We start from the raw sequence: 24,449 nt of genomic DNA, 5'->3' as shown, positions 1-24,449 counted from the left end.
AGGAAAAAGGCGTCATCTTTACAGATATTCTTACAGCAGCAAGTGAGCATGGGGAACTGTTGCAAAAATATTTGATGAAGGATGCAGTGAAAGTTGATGCAAATCGTCTAACTGCTCTTCATGCAGCCCTTATAAACGGGGGAGCATTCATCTACGTTCCGAAAAATGTTGTCCTAGAAACTCCACTTCATGCTATATACGTGATTGACGGCGAAGGGGCAAACGTATACAACCATGTCCTCGTTGTTGGAGATACGAATAGTTCGTTCACGTATGTAGAAAACTATGTAGCAAATGAAACGGTAGCGGGCGTTGCTAGTATAGTAGCAGAAGTGATTTTAAACGAAGGTGCTCAGGTTAAATTTGGTGCTGTAGATTTGCTTGCAAAGGGAATCACAACTTATGTAAATCGTAGCGGGGTTGCCGGACGTGATGCAAGACTAGAATGGGCGCTTGGCTTAATGAATGATGGCAATACGATTTCTGAAAACGTAACGTCATTACGCGGAGATGGATCGTTTGCTGATTCAAAAATGGTTACAATTGGCCGCGGGGAACAAATTCAAAACTTTACGACGAAGATTGTCCATTACGGTAAGAATTCCGAAGGGTACATCTTAAAGCACGGCGTGCAAAAGGATAGCGCATCTGCTATTTTTAATGGAATTGGGAAAATTGAACACGGTGCATCGAAAGCAAACGCGGAGCAAGCGTCTCGTATTCTTATGTTTGATGAGAAAGCACGCGGCGATGCCAATCCGATGCTTTTAATTGATGAAGATGATGTTATGGCAGGACATGCAGCGTCTGTTGGCCGCGTAGATCCTACTCAATTATACTATCTCATGAGCCGAGGTATTCATAAGAAAGAGGCAGAACGCCTGATTATTCATGGCTTCCTTGCTCCAGTCGTTAATGAATTTCCTATCGAAGGCGTGAAGGCGCAGCTCAGTGAGGTTATAGAAGGGAAAGTTCGCTAATGGATGTTCAAGCAATACGTAAGCAGTTTCCGATTTTAGATCAACAAGTAAATGGACACAAGCTTGTTTATTTAGATAATGCAGCAACGTCGCAAAAGCCAATCCAAGTCATTGAAGCACTTAGCACATACTATAAAGAGTACAATTCTAACGTGCACCGCGGCGTCCATACGCTTGGAACAAAAGCTACGGATGCTTACGAAGGAGCGCGTGAGAAGGTAAAAAACTTTATCAATGCAAGCTCCATTGAAGAGGTTGTATTCACTCGCGGAACGACAACTTCCTTGAATATGATCGCAAGTAGCTATGGGATGGACAATGTCAGCGAAGGCGATGAAATCGTCATTTCGTATATGGAGCACCATGCAAATATTATTCCTTGGCAACAAGTAGCAAAGAAAAAAGGCGCTACGTTAAAATATATTCCGCTTCAAGAAGATGGAACAATCTCCCTTGAAGATGCAGAAAAAACGATTACACCAAATACGAAGATTGTATCGATTGCACATGTTTCTAATGTACTTGCTACGATTAACCCGATTAAAGAACTTGCTGCAATCGCTCATAAAAACGGTGCAGTGATGGTCGTTGACGGTGCACAAAGTACGCCGCATATGAAAATAGATGTGCAGGATTTGGATTGCGACTTCTACTCCTTCTCCAGCCATAAAATGTGCGGGCCTACTGGTGTAGGCGTTATGTATGGAAAGAAGGCCATTTTAGAAAATATGGAACCAGCTGAATTTGGCGGTGACATGATTGATTTCGTTGGTTTGTATGAATCAACGTGGAAAGAGCTTCCTTGGAAGTTCGAAGCAGGTACCCCGATTATTGGCGGTGCAATTGGACTTGGCGCGGCCATCGATTTCCTACAGCAAATCGGGATGGATAACATTGAAAAGCATGAGCATGAAATGGCGCAATATGCTTTAAATCGTTTGAAAGAAGTAGATGGACTTACGGTCTATGGACCGACTCATCGTTCTGGTCTCGTTACATTTAATATCGAAGACGTACATCCACACGATGTAGCAACGGTACTTGATATGGAAGGCGTTGCAATTCGTGCCGGTCACCACTGTGCACAGCCGTTAATGAAATGGCTTCATGTTTCGGCAACTGCTCGTGCAAGCTTCTATTTATACAATACGAAGGAAGAGATCGACACATTTGTTGAATCACTAGTTAAAACAAAGGAGTATTTCACAAATGTCTTTTAATAACCTTGACACATTATACCGACAAGTTATCATGGACCATTATAAAAAACCACGCAACCGTGGGATATTAGAAGATGATGCACTTGTTGTTAATATGAATAATCCGACGTGCGGTGATCGCATTCAGTTGACAATGAAAGTAGAAAATGGCGTCATAGCAGATGCGAAGTTTGAGGGCGAAGGCTGCTCAATTTCGATGTCATCTGCATCGATGATGACAGAAGCTATTAAAGGTAAGAAAGTAGAAGATGCTTTGCATTTGGCTACCGTATTTTCTGATATGATGTTAGGCAAAGAATATGATGAAACGATAGATTTAGATGATATTGAAGCGTTGCAAGGTGTTTCGAAATTTCCAGCACGAATTAAGTGTGCGACGCTCGCTTGGAAAGCAATGGAAAAAGGATTGCACGAGCATCATTAAAATTCGTAAGGAGGGATAAGACATGGCTAAACAAATGCCTGATATTGGCGATTATAAATATGGTTTTAGAGATAAGGACGTATCAATTTTCCGTTCTAAACGAGGTCTTACGAAAGAAATCGTAGAAGAAATTTCTCGAATGAAAGAGGAACCTAAGTGGATGCTAGACTTTCGCTTAAAAGCTTTAGATACATTCTATAAGCTTCCTATGCCTCAATGGGGCGGCGATTTATCTGAACTAAATTTTGATGAAATTACGTATTATGTAAAGCCGTCTGAAAAATCCGAGAAGTCTTGGGATGAAGTACCAGATGAAATCAAATCAACTTTTGATAAGCTAGGTATTCCGGAAGCAGAGCAAAAATATTTGGCCGGTGTTTCTGCACAGTACGAATCAGAAGTTGTTTATCATAACATGAAAGAAGATTTAGAAGCACTTGGTATTGTATTTAAAGATACAGACAGTGCATTGAAAGAAAATGAAGATATTTTCCGTGAGCATTTCGGAAAAACGATTCCGCCTACTGATAATAAATTTGCTGCTTTAAACTCTGCAGTGTGGTCTGGTGGTTCTTTCATCTACGTTCCAAAGGGAGTAAAGGTTGATACACCTCTGCAAGCATACTTCCGTATTAACTCTGAAAATATGGGTCAATTTGAACGTACATTGATTGTTGTTGACGAAGGCGCACATGTTCACTATGTAGAAGGTTGTACAGCACCTGTTTATACTACAAATTCTCTACACAGTGCCGTTGTTGAGATTAATATTAAGAAGAATGCATACTGCCGCTATACAACGATTCAAAACTGGGCTAATAACGTATTTAACCTCGTTACAAAGCGTGCAACATGCGATGAAAATGCAACGATGGAATGGATTGACGGAAATATCGGTTCGAAATTAACGATGAAATATCCAGCTGTTATTTTAAAAGGCGAAGGCGCACGTGGTTTAACATTATCAATTGCGATCGCTGGTAAAGGACAGCACCAAGATGCAGGAGCAAAAATGATTCATCTTGCACCAAATACATCCTCTACGATCGTTTCAAAATCGATTTCGAAGCATGGCGGAAAAGTAACATACCGCGGTATTGTTCACTTTGGTCGCAAAGCAACGAATTCTCGTTCAAATGTTGAATGTGATACGTTAATTATGGATAATCAATCTACTTCGGATACTGTTCCATACAACGAAATTTTAAACGATAATATTTCGCTTGAACACGAAGCAAAAGTATCTAAAGTATCAGAAGAGCAATTATTTTATTTAATGAGCCGTGGTATTTCTGAACAAGAAGCAACAGAAATGATCGTAATGGGCTTCATCGAACCATTCACACGCGAACTTCCAATGGAATACGCAGTTGAAATGAACCGTCTTATCAAGTTCGAGATGGAAGGTTCTATTGGGTAAGCACGATTTCGGATCATGGAAATGAAAAATGGCCGGTTCCTTTAGGAGCCGGCTTTATTATGGAAGTTCGCGTTAACGAAATTTCTTATTTTAAGGCTCTGTTAAACTTGCCTGTTGATTTCCGCTCCAGGTGCGAGCTTTCCGCGGGCGGGTCGGAAGCCTCCTCGGCGCTATGCGCCTGCGGGGTCTCCCTTAACCCGTTTTTCCCGCAGGAGTCTCGCACCTTCCGCTCCAATCAACCTAGTTAAATCAAAAATAAGCTTTAACAGAGCCTATTTTAAAGATAGAATGGTTTGTTCAATATCTTTTTTACTTTTCCCTGCAAACTCTTTTTGTAAAAAGAAAGATTGCTCATTAAACTTTTTTTCATCAACAGTTGCTACGCCTATATTTTTATTTGTATCCAATTTAATTTTTCCTTGAAACGTGCCGGTAAGATTATATAGATCTTTGTCCTTAACTTTTTTTAAGAAAACGACGTAGGTGTTTCCATTTTTCATCGTTGGAGAACCTTCTAATGTTTGTTCTACAATCCCAGAAGTTCGTTGATCAGCCGAGCCGGGTTTTTGTTTATATTTATCTGGAACCTTGGAAAGGTCATATGGACCGCCAACTTCCGACACCGTTACGGATGTTACATTCGGATCATTTTTAAAAGTCTTTATGATCGTCACGTCAGACAACGTTTTAACAGATGTATCAGATATCGGCAATACCTGCTGACTTTTCACGATTACTTCCGCAACGATATCGGAAGCTGCATACATCTCTTTTACATTCGATTGCAATCCGATAACAACTGCTTCGGATGAGACAAGCGGATCATCTGTCTCCTTTGAATACAAATCAGTGAACTGTAGCGTAGGAGTTGTCGTTGCCGTATTAGTCACCACAGTATTTGGAGTTGGCTTAATATAATTTGCACCAATCATTATACCTGTAACAATTGCTACAGCTGAAACGATAAAAATTAATCTTTTTTTACTTTTCAAAAGAATTCCCTCCCTTTTAATATAATGTGTACCCCTTCAACTTCATCTTGAGTTGGCATGTAGATTCCGTTATAACCGCAAAATTCACTCACATACGGATACATTAGCGTGTTATTATTACTACTGTGTGCAAGTCCAAAAGCAAGGACCTATTTCATGGGCTATGACCGCTGTATAGTTTATTGGGATATAATTGCTATAGGGATTGCTAAAATTTCAATCATCTGCTTTGTTAATTTCGATTTTTGTCCAGTACCAATTTGAATAATCTGGATCAACAGAATCTGAGCCATTCCATAGGCAAGAGAACCTTATTACTTTTACTAAACATATGGTTCCCCCTACTTTTCCTTTAAATAGTTACCTTCAGCACTAAAACTAACATCGACATAAACATAGATACTTAAAATATAAGTTTCATAATCTATGTTAGTGATTAAAGCCTATTCTAAGAGAAACTTATTTATATAAAATATACAGCACTGTATTTCAGTATTTGAACTAATAAATATAAAATTTAACAAAAAAAACAATATTTACATTAGTGATTACTATATCCTTCTTTATTGAGGTTCTATTTTTTAATTGAAAAACATAAATACACTTATTAAAATGTTCCCTTTATAAATCTATGGGAGGGTTTGCTTTCAGAAGCGAACCCATCTTTGTATAATAATAAGGAAGGACTATTTATATACGTATAATAATTAGCAAGGATTGTTCATAAAGTAATAGAAGCCTTATAGCGTACAAGCTATATGGTAAACTCTTGAGTGAGGGGAGTGGTTTTTCTGAATAACGACCAAGAGGTTATGATACATCTGTATCATACGAATGATTTACATAGCCACTTTGAAAATTGGAAACCAATCTCTCAATTTATACGTCAGGAAAAAGAGCGACTTATAAATATGGGGGAAGAAGTGTTTACGCTTGATATAGGGGACCATGTGGATCGCTCTCATGTTATTTCGGAAGCGACTGCAGGGAAAGCAAATGTACAGCTGTTAAATGAAGCAAAATATGATTTTGCTACGATAGGAAATAATGAAGGGATTACCCTAAAGAAATATGATTTGGACCATTTGTATGAGGACGCACATTTTTCGGTACTTGTAGCAAATTTATTTTACATGGATGGATCGCGCCCTACATGGGCAAAGCCCTATGAATTGCGTACTCTTCAAAATGGAATAACGATAGCATTTGTCGGTGTAACAGTGGCGTATCCCGTTTTTTATTCGCTCTTAGGCTGGAATATAACGGATCCTCATCTTGCATTAGAACAGGCTCTTGCTGAGGTACGAGAGAAGGCAGATATTGTTGTGCTACTTTCTCACTTGGGGCGGAATGAAGATGAGTATATCGCAGAGCATTATGACGTGGACATAATTTTAGGAGCCCATACCCATCATTTCTTTGAAAGAGGATTAGAGCTACATGGTACACTACTTTGCTGCGTGGGGAAATGGGGTCAATACGTTGGACATGTGCAAATTGGTATCGATGGCAATACGAAGAAAATTACACGTAAGAACGCTCGTACTTTGGCAACCAATCAGCTTCTAGGCTGGAAGGATTACGGTAATTCGCTTGCCCAGCTTCAAACAATCAGTGAACAAATCATGGATGAACAAGTTGTGGAGTTAAAGGAAGATTTAGCTGTAGATTGGTTTGCAGGTACTCCTTTTTCAAAGCTGCTTGCAGCTTCCTTGAAAGAATGGTGCACAGCGGATATTGGTATGGTCAATGCCGGTATTTTGTTAGAATCCTTGCCTAAGGGAATTGTAACTAGGGGAGATATTCACCGCGTTTGTCCGCATCCGATTAATCCATGTAAGCTTGTGGTAAACGGAAAGACATTACGAGAGGTTATCATTAAAGCACGCCGCGAGCAGACGGAGCATTTAGAAGTAAAGGGACTCGGCTTTCGAGGCAAGGTGATGGGAAAAATGATTTATGAAGGTGTCGAAATCATACCCGATACGATCCCTGGTAACAAAATACTGCTACAGGAAGTTCTTATTAACGGAGAACCGCTAGAATCGGATCGTTTTTATAGCATCGGCACAGTTGATATGTTTTCGTTCGGATATTTATTTCCAGAGTTTTTAACGGCAAAAGAAAAGCACTACTATATGCCAGAGTTATTACGTGATGTATTAAAGGAAAAGCTTATTGAAATGAGTCATTCTGTAAAATCGTAACAAACTACTCTTCTACTTCATAAAGATAAAGGGAAATGTTGCTAATTCTTAGGATGAGAAGAGGAGTGTGAGCATGTCATGATGAGTATAGAGCCAATTCGTATTAACGGATATACCTTTCTTGCAGTTACAGTGAAGTTACCAAAGACAAATCTATTAGCGGTTACGACCGATAAAGGATATATAATGTGCGGTGCTCTTGATGTAGCTTTATTAAATAATAAATTAAAGGATCGTGGAATCCTTGCTGCTAGAGCGGTAGGAGTTCGGACGATTGAGGAGCTATTGGATGCACCGCTAGAATCGGTTACCTTTGAGGCAGAAAGCCATGGCATTTGCGCGGGAATGATTGGAAAAGATGCACTTATGAAAATGATTTAGATAATGTCCCCTCTTCTTGCATACATATGAAGTGAGAAGGGGGGATTTTTTTGCGTGTATTTCGTACGTCACGATTTCGGCGAGGGCCGCTCCCGTTTCGATATGTATTACTCATTTCATTTGTTATTTTTTTATGTTTAACGCTGCAAGGTCTTTGGATTATTAGTCGAAGTATTACGCCAACACTTATTCTGTACGCGGAGTCGCAGACAAAGCGATTAGCGACAGTTGTTATTACAAAAGCGGTACAGGATAAAGTTCAATCTGGCTTTTCTGTTGATAAGTTAATGACAGTAGAACGTGATAATCAAGGTAGAGTGACAACGATTGATTTTAATCCAGAGATTGTAAACGGTATCTCTTCCTCCACAACAGCGTCTATTGAACAATATTTGCGTTTAGCAGAAACAGGGGATATGGAGAAGCTTGGACTAAATGATCAGACCATGGTTACCTTGAAGCAAAAAGAGGGAAATGGAGCGGTATTTGCAATTCCGCTAGGGCAAATTACGAATAATGCATTAATTGGGAATTTAGGACCGAAGATTCCGGTGTCTTTCACAACGATTGGGGACGTACATACGAATATAAAACGGGATGTAAAGCCATATGGAATTAACAATGTCATGGTAGATATTGCTTTAGAAGTGAATGTGACCATGCAAGTGATTATTCCTTTTCAATCGAAAGAAACGGTCATTACTACCGATGTCCCTATTGCAATGCGTGTGATTCAAGGGGAAGTTCCGACGTATTTCAGTGGCAGTAAAGACGGAGGATCGCCAGCACTGCCAATGCCAAATTCCAAGCAACCATAGAACAAAGAAACCGAACCTTTCGCGAAAGATTCGGTTTCTTTGTTCACCCTACAAAATCAAACAGCGTTTCATAGAGCAGGACAATATTTAATAAGACAATGATGGCGGCACATAGAATGGCAACGTAGGTGGTTACGTTTTTGTTTACCAATATGCCCATTAACTCCTTTTTTCTAGCAAAGTAGATGAGTGCGATAATTGGCATCGGCAAAACGATACTTAGAATAACCTGACTGAATACAAGGGTTTGCGTAGCGTCTAATCCCATTGCGACTACGATAAAGGCGGGTAGCATCGTAGCTACACGACGAATCCATAGCGGGATGGTAAACCCAACAAATCCTTGCATGATGAGCTGACCAGCCATCGTGCCTACTGCGGAACTGGATAAGCCTGATGCTAATAATGAACCTAAAAACACAGCTGCAGAAGCAGAACCAAGCAAAGGGGTTAACGTTTGATACGCAGTTTCAATACTTCCAACAGATGTATGACCAGAATTATAAAATACGGCAGCTGACATTGCCATCATGGATATATTTACGAGACCGGCTAATCCCATTGCAATAAAGATTTCAATCGTGCTAAATTTTTGGATGCGAAGCTTTTGAACGTCTGTTTTCGCAATAACTCGTTTTTGCGTTAGTCCCGAATGAAGGTACAAGGCGTGCGGCATAACCGTAGCACCGATTACCCCAACTGCAATCATGATGCTATCTTTGCCACCAATCCAAGGGACGACGCTATGATAGGCTACTTGCGAAACAGATGGATGAGATAGGACAATCTCGGTTAAGTAGCATAAACTGATGGATAGAGCGAATATGGCAATGATTTTTTCTAACGGACGAAATCCGAAACGATCTAATGCGACAATTGCATACGTAATCAATCCGGTTATAATAACAGCTGCCATCATAGGCATATGAAACAATAGGTTTAATGCTAAGGCAGCTCCTAGAAATTCAGCTAAATCTGTTGCCATGGCTGCAAACTCTGAAAAAATCCACATTACATAGGAAAGCCAAGTAGGAAAATACTCTTTACAAAGCTCTGGCAAGCTTCTTCCGGTAGCAATACCAAGCTTTGCTGACATATTTTGAAACAATATCCCCATAAGATTTGCAATGACGATAACCCAAAGTAATTTATATCCAAACTGTGATCCCCCAGCTATATTCGTGGCGTAATTTCCTGGATCTATATACGCAATAGCAGCAATGAATGCGGGACCGATGAATGGAAGAAGCGCAGCGAGACCCTTGCGTTTTCCGGACATGGAATCGTTCGCAGCTGTAACAGCTTTTTGACTATCGCGCGAAAGCTTATTTGCAATATCACTCACCATACTTCATCTCCTCTTTGCCTGCACTGGATGCATGTTTTCTCTATAAGGCGTCTTTTGACTCTCTCTTACGAACGTATCGCAGTAATTTTTTTCTATCTTTATCATATGTCATACTGCTTACTTCATACAAGTACTTTTTGTGTATTTGTGCTAAAAAATTTTACGAGGCTACATTTTTTTCCCTAGTGCAAAATTTAACGTATATAAAAAAACAGCACCTAATTTGTGCTGTTAGTTGGATAAGCTAACGCTTCTTCTTCTGTCTTTCTTGCCGTTCCCAGTTAGATAAATGTGCATATGGGTCAAATGCCCATTCGGAGACGCCGTTATCTTTGTAAAGTCCATAATGGAGATGCGGCGGGAATTTACCTGAAGTACCTGGTGGTCCGTAGCCCGTGCTACCTACATAGCCAATGATGGTTCCAGGTTCTACGATTTGTCCAACATGCAACTCTTTAGAAAAGCCACCTAAGTGAGCAAAATAGTGATAATTATTTTGCATATCACGAATGCCAACGCGCCATCCTCCAAGACGATTCCAACCTTTCAGTTCAATGGTTCCATAGCATGTGGATCGAACTGGTACGCCGTAAGGAGCAAAAATATCTGTTCCTTCATGCATGCGGCGTCCACCAAAGCTGCGCTTGTCCCCAAAGGTGCTACGGTAGCTATGATTACTGCGAATCGGAAGAGGGAATACATTCCCTTCGATGTCTAATCGGTTGTAATGCTTATATAAATTTGCATATTGGGTAATCATTTCAACTGTTTTTCCGCGTTTGTAATGTTCCCAAAGCATAATCTTCATATGATCTCTATCACTTCCAAAGTGAGTCAAAATGGTGGCCATCGTGTACAGCACATCTTTATCATTCGTTTGATCGGCATAGCCATCGCCGTCACCATCACGGCCCATACCACCAAATAATCCTATCGTAAATGGATTTCGGTCATGCTCATTTGGATTCCCAAGACCTGACCAAATCTCTGGCTTAAAGTAAATACTTATGACACCGGTTTCCTTTTTCGGAATATCTTTTCGAACGGCCCTTACATTACGTTCGTATTGATCTACGGCTGCAAAGTATTGCCATGGCACAAGTGATAAGGCTTCCATTTCCTTATATAAAGCCATTCTTTCATTAAAAATAGTCTGTTTATCACTTTCACCGTATGCTATTTCAAGGGGAACAAGTATATATATACAAATAATAAGAACCAATTTCTTTAGCACATTATCAAGTCCTTTCCGCATGCGTCTCTACTTATATTGTGGTATATATGCTTGTTTTCATCATAGTAAATAGATGGAAATTATAATGCACTATCTTCCTTTCTATATAATTAGTATGATATAGTTAGTAACACTTATACGTTAGAAAGATTAGGTGATAAAATGACGCAGTCAAATGAACATATACGTAAGCCAGAGTGGTTAAAAATTAAATTAAATACAAATGACAATTATAAAAATTTAAAGCGTATGATGCGCTCGGAACAATTACATACAGTATGTGAAGAAGCGAAATGTCCAAATATACATGAATGCTGGGCAGTGCGTCGTACAGCTACGTTTATGATACTAGGGGATATCTGTACACGCGCATGTCGTTTTTGTGCAGTGAAAACCGGGTTACCAACTGAACTCGATTTACAAGAGCCAGAGCGTGTTGCTGATTCCGTATTGCAAATGAATCTAAAGCATGTCGTCATTACTGCTGTAGCCCGCGATGATTTAAAGGATGGAGGGGCGCGTATCTTTGCAGAAACGGTCCGGGCTATACGACGGAAAAGCCCATTTACATCCATCGAAGTACTTCCGTCTGATATGGGCGGCGTTCGTGAAAACCTACAAATTCTCATGGATGCAAAACCGGACATTTTAAACCATAATATTGAAACGGTACGCAGGTTATCAGATCAAGTCCGTGCACGGGCAAAATATGATCGTTCCCTTGAATTTTTGAGACGCGCCAAGGAAATGCAACCGGCTATTCCTACTAAATCAAGTATTATGATAGGGCTTGGTGAAACAAAGGAAGAAATTTTGGAAGCTATGGACGATTTGCGTGATAATCACGTTGATATCGTGACACTTGGCCAATATTTACAACCAACGAAAAAGCATTTGTCAGTGGAAAAGTATTGGTCACCTGCTGAATTTGCACAGTTAAAGGAAATAGCGCTTAGCAAAGGATTCAGTCATTGCGAGGCAGGTCCACTTGTACGATCTTCCTATCATGCGGATGAACAAGTGGAGGCAACGAAGGAAAAAAATCGAGTAGCAAAGTTATGACGAAAACTTGTTAGAAGTAGGATTGGTCATCTCATGCTATTTTAATTTAGAAATTGTTGGTTGCTTCTGTTTATGATAGGATTAGGATAAAGTTGTTTAGAAGGGAATAATGTAAGATGGAAAAGCATGAGGTGAAGAAAAGCACGACTGTTAATAACATACTTTATGAAGTGGTTGAGGAAATGCATGGCGCCTTTAATGAAGAAGCGTTTAAAAACCGTTATGCAGACATTTTAAATAAATATGATTATATTGTAGGAGACTGGGGTTATAACCAGCTTCGTCTTCGTGGATTTTTTGAGGATGGCAATCAGCGCGCAACTTATGATACCCGCATTAGTACTTTATCGGAGTATTTATATGAGTACTGTAACTTTGGGTGTTCGTACTTTGTTTTGAAAAAAGTAAAGAAATAATAAAATAAAGAAGAGACCATCTGATGGTCTCTTCTTTATTTTATATAACTGCCTGATAAAGGAATTCACGAAGTTCGTTTGCTGTTTCTTCATCTACTTTAAAAGCATCTTCGAGATATCCGGGCTCATCTAGATCATCAGGCCCGATAATTGCAAAATTATTGCGTTGGATATCAAGGACAAGTACTTTATTGTAGTAGTGATCTGAGAAGACAAGAGCTAAATCATGTCGTACATTTTCCCCCATAAAACTAACAAAACGTGTTTTTGTTACAACTGTATCATCATACAGAAAAAAATGTTCTCCCATACTCCCTCTCCTTTATATGTTTAGATTTAAATATGGTTTATGATCTAAATGGTGATGGGCACGTATGAATCGTACCGTTCTTGTTTTTGCACGCATTACGATGGAATACGTTTCCGCCAAATCTCCGCCAAGGAACCGAACCCCTTCAAGAAGTTCCCCATCAGATACTCCGGTTGCTGCAAAAATAGCATCTTCACCAGCCACTAAATCTTCCATTTTAAGCAATTGTCGTGGATTAGCTAGACCCATTTTTCGGCAGCGAGCATCTTCTTCATCTGACATAGGAACGAGTCGTGCTTGCATTTCTCCACCTAGACATTTCAACGCTGCAGCTGAAATAACCCCTTCAGGAGCACCGCCGATGCCAACGAATAAATCAATGCCTGTAGTAGGAATAGCGGTAGCAATGGAAGCTCCAACGTCTCCGTCGCTAAATAGTTTAACACGAGCGCCCTTATTACGTATACGTTCAATTATCTCGTCATGACGTTCACGTTCTTGCACGATAACGGTTAAATCACGAATTCGTTTGTTATTTGCCTTAGCAACGATTTCAATTGTTTTTTCAATTGGATCATCCAGGTTTATTTTTCCCGCTGAATTCGGTCCAACTGCAATTTTTTCCATATACATATCAGGTGCATGCAATAGGTTTCCCTTATCTGCAATCGCAATAACTGTCATTGCATTTGCACGACCCTTTGCAACAATATTCGTTCCTTCAAGCGGATCGACTGCAATATCTACATCCGGTCCATTTGTTGTTCCAAGCTTTTCTCCAATATACAACATCGGTGCTTCATCGAGCTCTCCTTCACCGATGACGACTGTTCCGTTCATATTTACAGAATCTAACATAGTGCGCATTGCAGAAGTAGCGGCACCATCTGCCTCCATTTTTTTCCCCCGTCCCATCCACTGGGCGGAAGCTAAAGCAGCAGCTTCTGTTACACGAACAATTTCTAATGCAAGTTCACGATCCAAGGTGACATTCCTCCAATTTCAGAAAAAAATCCAACATTACTACTATAACAGAGATGTTATAAAAGATAAAATTGAAAGAAGTCGATTTTTTTCTGGTAAAGAAGTAAAATAAAGAGGAATAGTGTATGAAAAGGCTTTAAATTCCTAGTAAGGAGTGATTTGATGTACTTCGTAGATCGAAAAAGAATTGAGCTCATGCTTCAATGCTTAGAAGAAGTAACCGCTACTTTTACCAACGCTAAGCTATACACAACTCCGATAGAAAAGCTGGCGTTAGAACGCATAGCACTTCTTATGGTAGATTCTATTCTAGATGTTGGAAATAGCATGATTGATGGCTTTATTATGCGAGACCCTGGTAGCTATGATGATATTATTGATATTTTGATGGATGAAAAAGTTGTATTAGAAGAGCAAGGCAAACAGTTGAAAAAAGTAATTAAACTTCGGAAAATGCTAATGCAGGAGTATATGAATATAGACCATGATCAAATTGTATCCGTTGTAAATGAAAACATACAATCTATACAAGCCTATCCTGCTCGTATTCGTACCTACCTAGAACAAGAACTAGGTCCAGTATCTGCTTTTAGTAATTCATAAGCGGGTATAATGAAAAGGTGACAAAACAAGAACGCTTCAGTCGAAGCGTTTTTTTTCTACCTTCAAATCGATTATCATAGGATAGTAGCCTATTAAAAAAGGAGAACGAGGATGAACACATATAAAGGGTATTTAATCGATTTAGATGGTACGATGTATCGCGGAGAAGAGAAAATTGAAGAAGCCAGTGACTTTATAAAAGCATTAGTGAAGAAGGACATTCCTTATTTATTTGTAACTAATAATTCTTCGCGTAAGCCAGAGCAAGTGGCAAAGAAATTAATGAGTTTAGATATTCCAGCTACACCTGACCATGTCTTTACTACAAGTATGGCAACTGCAAACTATATGATAGAACGTAAACCGAAGGCTTCTGTATATATGATTGGTGAGGAAGGATTACGGGAGGCTTTAATAGAAAAGGGATTTACGTTTACGGATGAGCATCCTGATTATGTGGTAATTGGCATTGACCGTGAGATTACGTATGAAAAACTAACGAAGGCATGTTTAGCTGTACGAAATGGAGCAACATTCCTTTCTACAAACGGCGATATCGCGCTCCCAACTGAGCATGGCATGTTGCCAGGGAACGGAGCGTTAACATCGGTTATCTCCGTTTCCACGCAGGTAAATCCGATATTTATTGGAAAGCCAGAAGCCATTATTATGGACCAAGCATTAAAGGTAATTGGAACGAAGCGTGAGGAGACCGTAATGGTCGGCGATAATTATGACACGGACATTTTAGCAGGAATTCGGGCGGGCATGGACACACTTCTCGTACATACGGGCGTAACGACAGTAGAGAAATTAACAAATTATGAAACGCAGCCAACTCATGTTGTGCATTCGTTGACTGATTGGTTAGAAAAATTATGATAAGAATAAGCCTGTTCTATTGAACAGGCTTATTCTTACTGTGATTTTTTGACGAAACGTTTGAAAATCGGAATACGCTGTAGCTGTGCTCCTAGTATGTTTGATGTGACAGTATCGCGTAAGGACAACCACAAGAATGAAATTCCACCTAGACCCCCGCAGAATATGACAATAAGTAAGGATTTCATATAGGATTGACCCGGAATAAACGATGTAAGAAGAAGACGGACAATCGTTACGACAGCAGCCATAATCAAAGAATAAAGTAAAATTCGAGTAATAACGTTCCGGGTTTTTATATATTCAAAATGAGTATATTTTATAATACAATACACCATAATGACATCCGAAACAGCATAACCAAGAATTGTACCCATTACTGCACCGTGCCCACCAAATAGATATAAAAGTGGAATATTAGAAATGAGTTTTACCAAAATTCCAATGGAAAATGCCATCATTGTTTTCCGTTGATAATCAATTCCTTGTAATATCGCAGCGGCTACCGTAAATATGGCACTAAATACAGCAGACGGTGCATAAGAAAATAGATACGGAGAACCTTCTAATGCTACTTGCGGGTTCACATACACAATGCGAAATGCATCATAGGAAATACAAGCTAATCCAACGGCAGCTGGAATTGTAAATAATAATAGAATTTGAAAAATTTTCGCAATCTGTTGCTTTAGTTCTTCTGTTTCGCCCATCGTATGCGATTGAGTGATAGCTGGTATAACACTTAATGAAAAGCCAGTTGCTAACGAAGCCGGAATCATAATTAATTTTTGCGCATAGTTTGTTACATAAGCAAATACTCCATTTGCTTGTTCCTGCGGCATGCCCGTAGATTTTAAAATATCTGCAACGGTATATTGATCAATTAATGTATAAAGAGGAATGGCGATTCCTACAAATACAATCGGTATCGCGTAACGAAGCAATTCCATATACATACTTGGCAATGGAACATAGGAAGAACGTGTTTTTCTCTCACCTGGTTTTGGCTTTAGTCCATTATATTTTCTCCAGTAGTAAAGTAAAATGGCCACACTAGCAATCGCCCCCACCGTTGCTCCAAAGGTTGCAACAGAAACGGAAGAAGCAATCGAGCCTTTCCATAGTTTCGATACGACATAACTTCCAATTAATATAAAGAGTACGCGGGCAATTTGTTCGATTACCTGTGACACTGCACTTGGTTTCATATGTTGAAAGCCTTGAAAATACCCGCGAGTTACGCTCATAGCAGGGACAATAATAAGTGCGAAGCTAAGTGCGCGCATCGTTAAGGTTACATTTTCTACAAATCCAGGCTCTGGTGTTGTGGAACGAATAATTAACTTTGCTACAAATGGAGCGCCGAAATATAAGATTGCAAAGCCGATACATCCAAGTAGTAGCATCAATTTTAAACTAGAGCGATAGAGTTTTTTGCTCGTATTGTAATCATGAAGTGCATTGTATCGTGAAACAAATTTTGAAACGGCAATTGGCACACCGGCTGTGGAGAAGCTGAGTAAAATCCCATACCAAGAATAGGCATATGAATATAGCGCGACTCCTTCCTTTCCGACCAATAGTTGAAACGGAAAGAAGTAAATAAACCCAAGAATGCGGGAAATCATCGTTGCTCCGCTAAGAAGCATCGTTCCTTTTAATATTTTTGAATTAGACACTTTTTTCACCCTATTTACTTCGAATAAGCGTATGTGTACGCTCTTTGTGTATAAAAAGAAACAAGTATAAGTATATGTTATATCCTTTAAGATGTAAAAGTTCAAAATGGTGAACACGACATATTACGAGTAGTTTTGTAACATAGTGCATTTAAAATGAACGATTTGTCCACTTGAAACGTACTATTGGTAAAGGGACTAAAGGAGGGAATACAGTGCTTGAAATCAAACATTTATCCAAAGCATATAAAGGCGGTAAGCAGGCGATTCATGATATCCATCTAACGATAGAAGCAGGTGATATTTATGGGTTTATAGGACCAAATGGTGCGGGGAAGACGACAACATTGAAATGCATCGCAGGGATACTCGAATTTTCGGAAGGAGAGATATATATTGATGGTAAATCCGTAAAATCCGACCCAATAGCGTGCAAAAGTGTAACTGCCTATATTCCAGATAATCCGGATTTATACGAGAATATGACGGGTATTCAATATTTAAACTTTATTTCTGATATTTTTAAAATTCCTAAACGCGAACGTGAAAAGCGAATTGAACAATATGCAAATCTATTTGAGATTACAGAACGCTTAGGGGATTTATTGTCCGCATATTCGCATGGAATGAAGCAAAAGTTGGCCATTATTTCAGCTTTGATTCACCAACCTAAATTATTATTATTAGACGAACCGTTTGTAGGATTGGATCCAAAAGCAGCGTTTCAGTTAAAGCAACTCATGAAAGAATGCTGTAAAAATGGAACGGCAGTTTTTTTCTCTTCTCATGTACTTGAGGTAGTAGAAAAACTATGCAATAAAATTGCTATTATTAAAGATGGACAACTCATCGCAAGCGGTGAAACACAACAAGTAAAGGGAAATGGCTCATTAGAAAGTCTATTTTTGGAGTTGACGAATCATGGATGAACTATTGATATTGCTTAAAGCAAACATGCTCCAATCCCTCGGTTTGAATAAACGTTTTAGAAGTAAAGTAAAAAGTGAAAAAGCACGTATTGCGCTCTTAACCACTATTTTAATAATGGGGGGGCTATTTGCACTTCTGATAGCCTTTGGCTATATGTATGGCTTTGCACAGCTCCTGCATTCAATTGGTGCGTTCCAGTATTATCTTGCTTTTGCAGTTATTATTTCTTGGATTGCTATATTTTTTTCATGCTTATATATGATGCCTGGCTATTTGTTAGCTTTTAAAGATTTTAATTTATTACTGGCATTGCCAGTAAAACCAACCGCTATTTTGCTAAGTAAAATGTTGTTTTTGTATTTGATGCATTATATCATGTCGTTACTGATTGCTATTCCAGTTGTTGTAATTGACGGCATAGAAACGAATGCAAACCTATTCTTTTATGTACTTGCGTTCATAATGACGTTTTTTATTCCGTTTCTTCCTATGATGATGGGAGCATTCGTATCCTTTCTGTTAGGTAAGATTGCTACTAAATTTCGCTCCTACAATATGGTTTTACTAATTGGGTCTTTTGGTTTATTGTTAGCTATTTTTACAAGTTCTTGGTTTATAAATGCAAATTCGGCTACCCAAGCAACTTTATTGCCTATTATAGAAAAAACAGTATACATTTTGATTCCATCCGTTCTATTTATGCAAGGCTTACAAAATTTACAAGTAGGTAATCTGTTACTATTTGTTGGGATAAACATCGTTCCCTTTGTGCTATTTACTGCCCTATTTTCGAAAGGATTTATGTCCATTAATGCGCAAATGACGGAAACCTATAAAGCAGATACGTATCAAATGACGGCACTAAAAACTAGAGGGGTTTTCCATGCCTTATTCAGAAAAGAACTTCGAAGTTACTTTGGTTCTTATATATACGTATTAAACACGTGGTTTGGTATGGTTCTGCTTACCTTTTTCACTATATTGACTCCCATTGTAGGAATAGATCTTTTAAAACAAGTGGTGGGTGTATCATCTGTTGCTAACATGGAGCTTCCTATCCTTATAGCAATTTTTTCACTACCAGTCTGTTTAAGTAGTACAACAAATTGTTCCATTTCGATTGAAGGACAGACGTATTGGATTGCAAAATCTTTACCAATTGATACGCTCACTATATTTACAAGTAAAATTGCAGTCAATTTAATTGTGATTATCCCATTGTTAGTAATAGACACAATCATTGTAGGTGTAACCTTTCATTTATCATTTATCTCTTCCACTTTGCTATTAGTAGTTCCGTCTTTCTATGCACTATTAATCGCAAGTAGTGGACTTTTAATTAATTTGTATCATCCAAAACTTATATGGGATTCCCAGACAGTTGTCGTAAAACAAAGTGCAAGTGTCATGCTCTCTCTTTTATTTGGCTTTGGTGTTGCCTTGTTGTCTATTGGCTGTTTTATGATTTTTCAACCACAAAATGTTCTGCTCTTTTTTAGTGTTTTGCTCCTCGTTCTAGTGGTAGCCAATGGTATTGTATGGTATATGCTGAAAACAAAAGGAGTTAATCTTTATCGACAATTATAGGAGGGAGCTAATGAACTCGCAATGTCTGAACAGGAGTTAATTGAACGAGCAAAACAGAAAGACAAAGATGCATTTGCAGAGCTTTTTCAGATGCATTACTTGTTTTTGTATCGGTATGTATTGAAATTGACGTTACATCATGAAACAACGGAGGATATTATTCAGGAATCGATGATGAAAGGGTTCTTCCATATTACCAAGTACGATGCATCTTCTTCCTTTTCTTCCTGGCTAATTACGATTGCAACCCGCACATACTTTGACCTATTGCGTAAAAAGAAACGCGAAAGGGAATGGATAAATCAGCAACAACAAGCTGGGAAACATCAGCTTACTTGGCAGCTTCAATCTATCAATGAGCGTTGGTCGGATACGATGGAAAGCTTTAGTAAACTGAAACCAGACGTGCGATGTGCTTTACTATTAAAGCATTACTACGGGTATTCGTACGATGAAATTGCACAAATGATGATGGAGAAAAGTGGGACAATCAAGTCGCGTGTACACTATGGCATCGCATATGTAAGAAAGGAGCTAACACTTGATGAATGAACGAACTTCTTTTCAAATAGAAATGGAAAAACTTGACCGTATACCAATACAGAGTGTAACGATTGAAGACATATTGATAAAAATAAGCGAGCAAGAACATATGCAAAATGTCAAAATGAAACATGATATATCCGTATTCATAGTAGCAGCTATAATGTTGCTCACAGGATTTATCTTTGCATTATTAAAAATAGTTGTGCTTGTTATAGTCTTGCAAGTAGTTGTCGTTGTTTTCCTTCCCATCTTAGCATATTTTGACAAGAAAAATAGCAAACAGATGAGTGGGTGGGATGGAAGATGAGCGGATTACAAATTGCTTTATTAGCGATTATATTGCTTTCGCAAGGAATTTTTTTGTTCGTAGATGCAAGAAAGAGAGGATTGCATGCATGGTTTTGGGGGATTGTTGGCTTAGTGCAATTCCCGTTTCCCATTCTTATATATTATCTTCTTATTATGAGAAAAAATAAGAAAAAATGAAGGTAGAGAAAAATGACGCAAGAAGGAAAGCATGTATCCCTTTTGCGTCATTGTTGCTCCCGCTATTTGTGGCCACTTCAAGGCTGTAGAAAATCAAAAAAGACTAAGTGGGGGTCAAACTGCCCGTAAAAGCCCGGGTTGGCCTTTGCTAACCATCAGTGGGGGACCACTGATGGAAGTTTCACTTTATCCTTCTTCACTTTCCGCGTGATGTGCTAATCGGCTAGATGCAGCAGCTGCAATGGCGCCAACGATGTCGTCTAAAAATGTATGGATATAGCCAGTCGTTTTGTCATTTAAATATTTTAAGATGCCTGGTTTTACTTTATCTACGTAGCCAAAGTTCGTAAAGCCGATTGATCCATACACATTTACGATGGAAAGTGCAATGACTTCATCAATGCCGTACAATCCTTCATCACGTGCTATGATGCTTTGCAATGGTTCATCTAACATCTTCTTTTCAGCTAGCATATCGAGCTGAATACCAGTTACAATTGCATTTTGTACTTCACGCTTTGCTAATACACGGCTTACATTGAATCGACACTCTTCCATCGTTAAATTCTCATGATACTTTTCCTGTAAAAAATATACGAGCTCTGCAATATCCTCTGTTTTTACCCCGCGTTGTTGCAGTAATTCCAATGCTCTTTCTTCAATTTCATTACCAGTTGTCATTCTATCACCTTTTCTTCTTATTATTAATTTATGGAGAAATTTAAAGCTAGTTATATTCCTACGATCAATTTGAATAGGAAAATGGCTAATGAAGCAAAAATATAGCTCATATACATAATAGCAGGGTGGTGAAAATATGATACAAGAGTTATTTGAATACTACCAGTTGCAAGTAAATGAACTTGTTACATTAGGAAATTATAAAAGTTTTTGGATACGAAATAAAGTATACGTTCTCGTTCCAATCGGGACTTTTCAAGAAGAAGACCTGTTAGAGATGAAAAGACTAAGCGATTTTATTTCTGAACAGGGAGACCTCTCTGTTGTAACATTTATACCCAATATGCAAGGCTATTATGTGAGCGACATACAAAAGGAATCCTATTGCTTACTAAGAGGGACAAGATTGTCCGAGCGGCAGCAAGCTGTAGAGGCCAAGGAATTAGCCCTTCTTCATCAAAGAGGAAGGTTATATCCTGGTGAGGTGGAGCATTTGAGCCGAATCGGACAATGGAAATCCCTTTGGGAAAAACGGTTGGATCAGCTTGAAAAATTTTGGCAAGGTAGGCTCTCCAATCATCCTGAAACAGCGTTTGAAACATTGTTTATTGATTCATTTCCTTATTATTTGGGCTTAGCAGAAAATGCAATTCAATATGTTGTTGATACGGAAATTGACGACGAGCCGCAGCACTCTGATGCAGCTACGATTTGCCAAGAACGTTTCACATCCGAGACATGGTCTGCCACGAAACGATTGAAGATTCCTACTGAATGGGTGTACGATCATGGAACTAGAGATATAGCCGAGTGGATTCGTCACACCTTTTTACAAGGCTCAGAAACGTTTCCAGATACCATCCTTCAGTTTATATATGATTATGAGACCGTGCAACCACTCTCATCGTTTGGATGGAGACTACTGTACGCAAGGCTATTATTTCCGCTTCCTTATTTTGAAGCAGTGGAAGGATACTATTTAGCACGTTCTGAAGAAAAAAGAAGTCATTATGCTGATCAATTGGAGACAATTGTGGAGGATGCAAAAAGGATGGAAGAATTTTTAAGCACGTTCTATAGTCAAGTACGTCTACCTACTGAAAAACTAGGCATTCGCGAAATTGATTGGTTTCGTAAATAAATGAAACCGGCTAGCTCCTTCCGGCCGGAGAACCTCCGCCCATAAAGGCAAAAAGCGCCTTTTTGTGCGGAGAACTTCTGCCCTACGGAGCTGGACGAGCCGGTTTCGCTTTTCTTGTGATCTAGCTGCACCGGCTAGCTCCTTCCGGCCGGAGAACCTTCACCTATAAAGGCAAAAAGCGCCTTTTTAGGTGAAGAACCACCGACCTCCGGAGCTGAACAAGCCGGTTTCGCTTTTCTTGTGATCCAGCTGCACCGGCTAGCTCCTTCCGGACGGAGAACCTTCGCCTATAAAGGCAAAAGGTGCCTTTTTGTGCGGAGAACTTCTGTCCTCTGGAGCTGAACAAGCCGGTTTCGCTTTTCTTTAGAATACTTGTTCTACTTCTACGATTCCGGGTATTTCTTCTAGTAGTGCACGTTCAATACCTGCTTTTAGGGTGATGGTAGAGCTTGGGCAGCTACCGCATGCTCCCATTAGACGTAATTTCACGATGCCGTCTTCTACATCGACTAATTCTACGTCCCCGCCATCTCTAAGCAAGTATGGGCGTAATTTATCTAGTACTTCTTGAACTTCATTTAGTATTGATTCGTTATCCATTTATATCGACTCCTTTCTGTAGTTTTATTATAATCAGGATACGGGGAAAAAGCGAACGAATGCATTTATGTTTTTAATTATTTGTAATATGAAAATATTGGATACTATATGAGGGGAATGGATGTAATGAAAATTAGTGTGTACGGAGCGGAAGTAACGTGTGCAAGCTGTGTAGGAATGCCATCTTCAATTGAAACATTTGAATGGCTACAAGCTGCTATTGGTCGTAAATATATGAACAACTCTTTTCAATTTGAATATATTGATATTTTTGCTCCGCATGAGGATGAAGAACAACGTACCTTTGCGCAGCGAGTCATTGACGAGGATTTATTTTATCCGGTTGTATTGGTGAATGAAACAATCGTAGGGGAAGGAAGCCCCAGATTAAAGGATGTATATGCAGAGATTGAAAAATATTTGTAGACAGTAGCTTGAAATATGCAGTAAGAAGCTTGCGTAGACAAGCCTCTTACTTTAATTGCGCCCGTTTTGTAAAAAAAGTTCGATAGCCTACTTGGACTAATGCAATAACCGTGAACGATACACTGCCTGTAATACCAAGCATAATGGCGATTTGGTATTGTATGGCGATAAGCGGTGAAACGCCTGATAAAATTTGTCCCGTCATCATCCCAGGGAGCGTTACGATACCCATTCCTACCATGCTATTTATCGTTGGTAAAATTGCGGTATCAAACGCTTGTTTTATGACTTGTTTAGCTGCCTGTTTTGGAGTTGCTCCGAGCATAAGAGCTCCCTCTATTCTACTACGATTATCTCGCATACCGCTTACAAGAGCAGTCACGCCGAGTGAAACACCAGTCATAGCATTTCCGATAATCATACCCGCTATTGGTACAACGTATTGCGGTTCATACCAAGGGGAATGGCCAATAACAACGAAAATGAAAAATAAAAGTGGTACAAGCGTCCCGCCAATCATAGAAAGGGCAATAATTTGCTTTAAAGACTTAGAAAGAGGCACCTTTACCCGCTTGCACGCATTGTTAATCGCAAATGCAAGCATGATTGAAATAATAAGTACGGTATAGAATGGATTGCTGTTATCAAATACATATGTCAAGATATAGGCGACGAGAACGAGCTGGATTGTCATACGAAAAGTTGCAATTGTTATTTCTTTTTCCCTTGCAATCCCCATCCACCGAACGAGACCAAGCAAAATTAAAATAAAGATGTATGCGGCTGATAGCTGCCAAATTTGAAGCGTAATAATACCTTTCATCTTACAACTTCCTTTCGCGTAACCCGGTGCTCTTTGTCAATTTCAATTATGTCATCGGCCTCTTCCTGTACAAGCTTAGGCGAATGTGTAATCATAATGACTGTTTTTTGAAGTAGTTTCGCATCTTCTATAAATTGATGCATGACTGAGCGCGCTGTTTGTTCATCGAGAGCGGAAGTAGGCTCATCTAGTAAATAGACAGTTGGATTCATCAATGAAAGTCTAGCTAACGCTAATCGCTGCTTTTCTCCACCAGACAATGCACCGGC

General features: G+C 39.2%; 28 protein-coding genes. 18 read left to right on the top strand and 10 right to left on the bottom strand.

Annotated features, from left to right (window positions below; translation table 11 throughout):
* From sufD to sufB, 4 genes are all read left to right on the top strand, one after another.
* Positions 1 to 980: Fe-S cluster assembly protein SufD (gene sufD / locus AC11ZT_RS01550; RefSeq protein ID WP_484057919.1), on the top strand; the 980-nt coding region annotated here is incomplete at its 5' end.
* Positions 980 to 2,200 (top strand): cysteine desulfurase, encoded by a 1,221-nt coding sequence (locus tag AC11ZT_RS01545; RefSeq protein WP_484057918.1) that lies wholly within the window; start codon positions 980 to 982, stop codon positions 2,198 to 2,200. The genes sufD and AC11ZT_RS01545, both read left to right, overlap by 1 nt.
* On the top strand, positions 2,190 to 2,624 hold the full coding sequence (gene sufU / locus AC11ZT_RS01540) for a Fe-S cluster assembly sulfur transfer protein SufU (protein ID WP_484057917.1): 435 nt from the start codon (positions 2,190 to 2,192) through the stop codon (positions 2,622 to 2,624). The genes AC11ZT_RS01545 and sufU overlap by 11 nt, the downstream gene beginning before the upstream one ends.
* A 22-nt stretch (positions 2,625 to 2,646) precedes the next feature.
* Positions 2,647 to 4,044, top strand: a complete 1,398-nt coding sequence (sufB, locus tag AC11ZT_RS01535) for a Fe-S cluster assembly protein SufB (protein ID WP_484057916.1) — start codon at positions 2,647 to 2,649, stop codon at positions 4,042 to 4,044.
* Positions 4,045 to 4,316: 272 nt separating this feature from the next.
* Here the strand turns inward: sufB and AC11ZT_RS01530 are convergent, their stop codons facing one another.
* The gene (locus AC11ZT_RS01530; RefSeq protein ID WP_484057915.1) at positions 4,317 to 5,036 is read right to left on the bottom strand and encodes a hypothetical protein; all 720 of its coding nucleotides are present in this window, start codon (positions 5,034 to 5,036) and stop codon (positions 4,317 to 4,319) included.
* An 812-nt stretch (positions 5,037 to 5,848) separates the two neighbouring features.
* Here AC11ZT_RS01530 and AC11ZT_RS01525 point away from each other — a divergent pair.
* The 3 genes from AC11ZT_RS01525 (at position 5,849) to yunB (ending at position 8,442) form a co-directional block, all read left to right on the top strand.
* Entirely contained in the window at positions 5,849 to 7,243 is a 1,395-nt protein-coding gene (locus AC11ZT_RS01525; RefSeq protein WP_484057914.1) for a bifunctional metallophosphatase/5'-nucleotidase, read from the top strand.
* A 78-nt stretch (positions 7,244 to 7,321) separates the two neighbouring features.
* Entirely contained in the window at positions 7,322 to 7,624 is a 303-nt protein-coding gene (locus tag AC11ZT_RS01520; protein WP_484057913.1) for a YunC family protein, read from the top strand.
* Between the two features lie 50 nt (positions 7,625 to 7,674).
* Positions 7,675 to 8,442 (top strand): sporulation protein YunB, encoded by a 768-nt coding sequence (gene yunB / locus AC11ZT_RS01515; protein WP_484057912.1) that lies wholly within the window; start codon positions 7,675 to 7,677, stop codon positions 8,440 to 8,442.
* 43 nt (positions 8,443 to 8,485) lie between these two features.
* Here the strand turns inward: yunB and AC11ZT_RS01510 are convergent, their stop codons facing one another.
* Together AC11ZT_RS01510 and AC11ZT_RS01505 are read right to left on the bottom strand one after the other, a co-directional pair.
* Positions 8,486 to 9,790 (bottom strand): Nramp family divalent metal transporter, encoded by a 1,305-nt coding sequence (locus tag AC11ZT_RS01510; RefSeq protein ID WP_484057911.1) that lies wholly within the window; start codon positions 9,788 to 9,790, stop codon positions 8,486 to 8,488.
* A gap of 244 nt (positions 9,791 to 10,034) precedes the next feature.
* Positions 10,035 to 11,024, bottom strand: coding sequence for a M23 family metallopeptidase (locus AC11ZT_RS01505; protein ID WP_484057910.1), 990 nt, complete (start codon positions 11,022 to 11,024; stop codon positions 10,035 to 10,037).
* 162 nt (positions 11,025 to 11,186) lie between these two features.
* Between AC11ZT_RS01505 and lipA the strand changes: the two genes are divergently transcribed.
* Together lipA and AC11ZT_RS01495 are read left to right on the top strand one after the other, a co-directional pair.
* Positions 11,187 to 12,086 (top strand): lipoyl synthase, encoded by a 900-nt coding sequence (gene lipA, locus AC11ZT_RS01500; protein WP_484057909.1) that lies wholly within the window; start codon positions 11,187 to 11,189, stop codon positions 12,084 to 12,086.
* A gap of 116 nt (positions 12,087 to 12,202) precedes the next feature.
* A complete protein-coding gene (locus AC11ZT_RS01495; protein WP_379970385.1) occupies positions 12,203 to 12,502 on the top strand; it encodes a YutD family protein in 300 nt (99 codons plus the stop codon).
* Positions 12,503 to 12,542: 40 nt separating this feature from the next.
* On the opposite strand, the gene AC11ZT_RS01490 is transcribed toward AC11ZT_RS01495, so the two are convergent.
* The gene (locus tag AC11ZT_RS01490; RefSeq protein ID WP_484057908.1) at positions 12,543 to 12,812 is read right to left on the bottom strand and encodes a DUF3055 domain-containing protein; all 270 of its coding nucleotides are present in this window, start codon (positions 12,810 to 12,812) and stop codon (positions 12,543 to 12,545) included.
* A gap of 12 nt (positions 12,813 to 12,824) precedes the next feature.
* Positions 12,825 to 13,796 carry a class II fructose-bisphosphatase gene (gene glpX, locus AC11ZT_RS01485; protein ID WP_484057907.1) on the bottom strand — a complete coding sequence of 324 codons (972 nt, stop codon included), beginning with the start codon at positions 13,794 to 13,796 and terminating at the stop codon, positions 12,825 to 12,827.
* A gap of 162 nt (positions 13,797 to 13,958) precedes the next feature.
* On the opposite strand from glpX, the gene AC11ZT_RS01480 reads away from it, so the two are divergent.
* Together AC11ZT_RS01480 and AC11ZT_RS01475 are read left to right on the top strand one after the other, a co-directional pair.
* Positions 13,959 to 14,399 (top strand): DUF86 domain-containing protein, encoded by a 441-nt coding sequence (locus AC11ZT_RS01480; protein ID WP_484057906.1) that lies wholly within the window; start codon positions 13,959 to 13,961, stop codon positions 14,397 to 14,399.
* Positions 14,400 to 14,510: 111 nt separating this feature from the next.
* Positions 14,511 to 15,281, top strand: coding sequence for a TIGR01457 family HAD-type hydrolase (locus AC11ZT_RS01475; RefSeq protein WP_484057905.1), 771 nt, complete (start codon positions 14,511 to 14,513; stop codon positions 15,279 to 15,281).
* A gap of 35 nt (positions 15,282 to 15,316) precedes the next feature.
* On the opposite strand, the gene AC11ZT_RS01470 is transcribed toward AC11ZT_RS01475, so the two are convergent.
* Complete coding sequence (locus AC11ZT_RS01470; RefSeq protein WP_484057904.1) at positions 15,317 to 16,960, bottom strand: putative polysaccharide biosynthesis protein; 1,644 nt, start codon at positions 16,958 to 16,960, stop codon at positions 15,317 to 15,319.
* 215 nt (positions 16,961 to 17,175) lie between these two features.
* Between AC11ZT_RS01470 and AC11ZT_RS01465 the strand changes: the two genes are divergently transcribed.
* Genes AC11ZT_RS01465 through AC11ZT_RS01445 form a run of 5 tightly spaced genes read left to right on the top strand, consistent with a single transcriptional unit; the run spans position 17,176 to position 20,509 of the window.
* Positions 17,176 to 17,889: an ABC transporter ATP-binding protein gene (locus AC11ZT_RS01465; RefSeq protein WP_484057903.1), complete on the top strand. Its 714-nt coding sequence runs from the start codon at positions 17,176 to 17,178 to the stop codon at positions 17,887 to 17,889.
* Positions 17,882 to 19,477: a hypothetical protein gene (locus tag AC11ZT_RS01460; RefSeq protein ID WP_484057902.1), complete on the top strand. Its 1,596-nt coding sequence runs from the start codon at positions 17,882 to 17,884 to the stop codon at positions 19,475 to 19,477. Before AC11ZT_RS01465 ends, AC11ZT_RS01460 begins: the two co-directional genes overlap by 8 nt.
* A 21-nt stretch (positions 19,478 to 19,498) precedes the next feature.
* Positions 19,499 to 20,029 (top strand): RNA polymerase sigma factor SigY, encoded by a 531-nt coding sequence (gene sigY / locus AC11ZT_RS01455; RefSeq protein WP_484057901.1) that lies wholly within the window; start codon positions 19,499 to 19,501, stop codon positions 20,027 to 20,029.
* Positions 20,022 to 20,330, top strand: coding sequence for a DUF5345 family protein (locus tag AC11ZT_RS01450; protein ID WP_484057900.1), 309 nt, complete (start codon positions 20,022 to 20,024; stop codon positions 20,328 to 20,330). Before sigY ends, AC11ZT_RS01450 begins: the two co-directional genes overlap by 8 nt.
* Positions 20,327 to 20,509 carry a transcriptional regulator gene (locus AC11ZT_RS01445; RefSeq protein ID WP_484057899.1) on the top strand — a complete coding sequence of 61 codons (183 nt, stop codon included), beginning with the start codon at positions 20,327 to 20,329 and terminating at the stop codon, positions 20,507 to 20,509. The genes AC11ZT_RS01450 and AC11ZT_RS01445 overlap by 4 nt, the downstream gene beginning before the upstream one ends.
* Before the next feature lie 186 nt (positions 20,510 to 20,695).
* Here the strand turns inward: AC11ZT_RS01445 and AC11ZT_RS01440 are convergent, their stop codons facing one another.
* A complete protein-coding gene (locus tag AC11ZT_RS01440; RefSeq protein WP_484057898.1) occupies positions 20,696 to 21,190 on the bottom strand; it encodes a phosphatidylglycerophosphatase A family protein in 495 nt (164 codons plus the stop codon).
* 136 nt (positions 21,191 to 21,326) lie between these two features.
* Here AC11ZT_RS01440 and yutH point away from each other — a divergent pair, with 136 nt between their 5' ends.
* Entirely contained in the window at positions 21,327 to 22,331 is a 1,005-nt protein-coding gene (gene yutH, locus AC11ZT_RS01435) for a spore coat putative kinase YutH (protein WP_484057897.1), read from the top strand.
* Between the two features lie 363 nt (positions 22,332 to 22,694).
* Here the strand turns inward: yutH and AC11ZT_RS01430 are convergent, their stop codons facing one another.
* Positions 22,695 to 22,931, bottom strand: a complete 237-nt coding sequence (locus AC11ZT_RS01430; RefSeq protein ID WP_379970371.1) for a NifU family protein — start codon at positions 22,929 to 22,931, stop codon at positions 22,695 to 22,697.
* Positions 22,932 to 23,057: 126 nt separating this feature from the next.
* Between AC11ZT_RS01430 and AC11ZT_RS01425 the strand changes: the two genes are divergently transcribed.
* On the top strand, positions 23,058 to 23,357 hold the full coding sequence (locus tag AC11ZT_RS01425; RefSeq protein WP_484057896.1) for a YuzD family protein: 300 nt from the start codon (positions 23,058 to 23,060) through the stop codon (positions 23,355 to 23,357).
* A 46-nt stretch (positions 23,358 to 23,403) separates the two neighbouring features.
* On the opposite strand, the gene AC11ZT_RS01420 is transcribed toward AC11ZT_RS01425, so the two are convergent.
* Together AC11ZT_RS01420 and AC11ZT_RS01415 are read right to left on the bottom strand one after the other, a co-directional pair.
* Positions 23,404 to 24,180, bottom strand: a complete 777-nt coding sequence (locus AC11ZT_RS01420) for an ABC transporter permease (RefSeq protein ID WP_484057895.1) — start codon at positions 24,178 to 24,180, stop codon at positions 23,404 to 23,406.
* A partial coding sequence (locus AC11ZT_RS01415; RefSeq protein ID WP_484057894.1) for an ATP-binding cassette domain-containing protein occupies positions 24,177 to 24,449 on the bottom strand: 273 nt, incomplete at its 5' end. The genes AC11ZT_RS01415 and AC11ZT_RS01420, both read right to left, overlap by 4 nt.

This window comes from Ectobacillus sp. (assembly GCF_056992975.1).
This window is presented reverse-complemented; position numbering and strand designations above follow the sequence as displayed.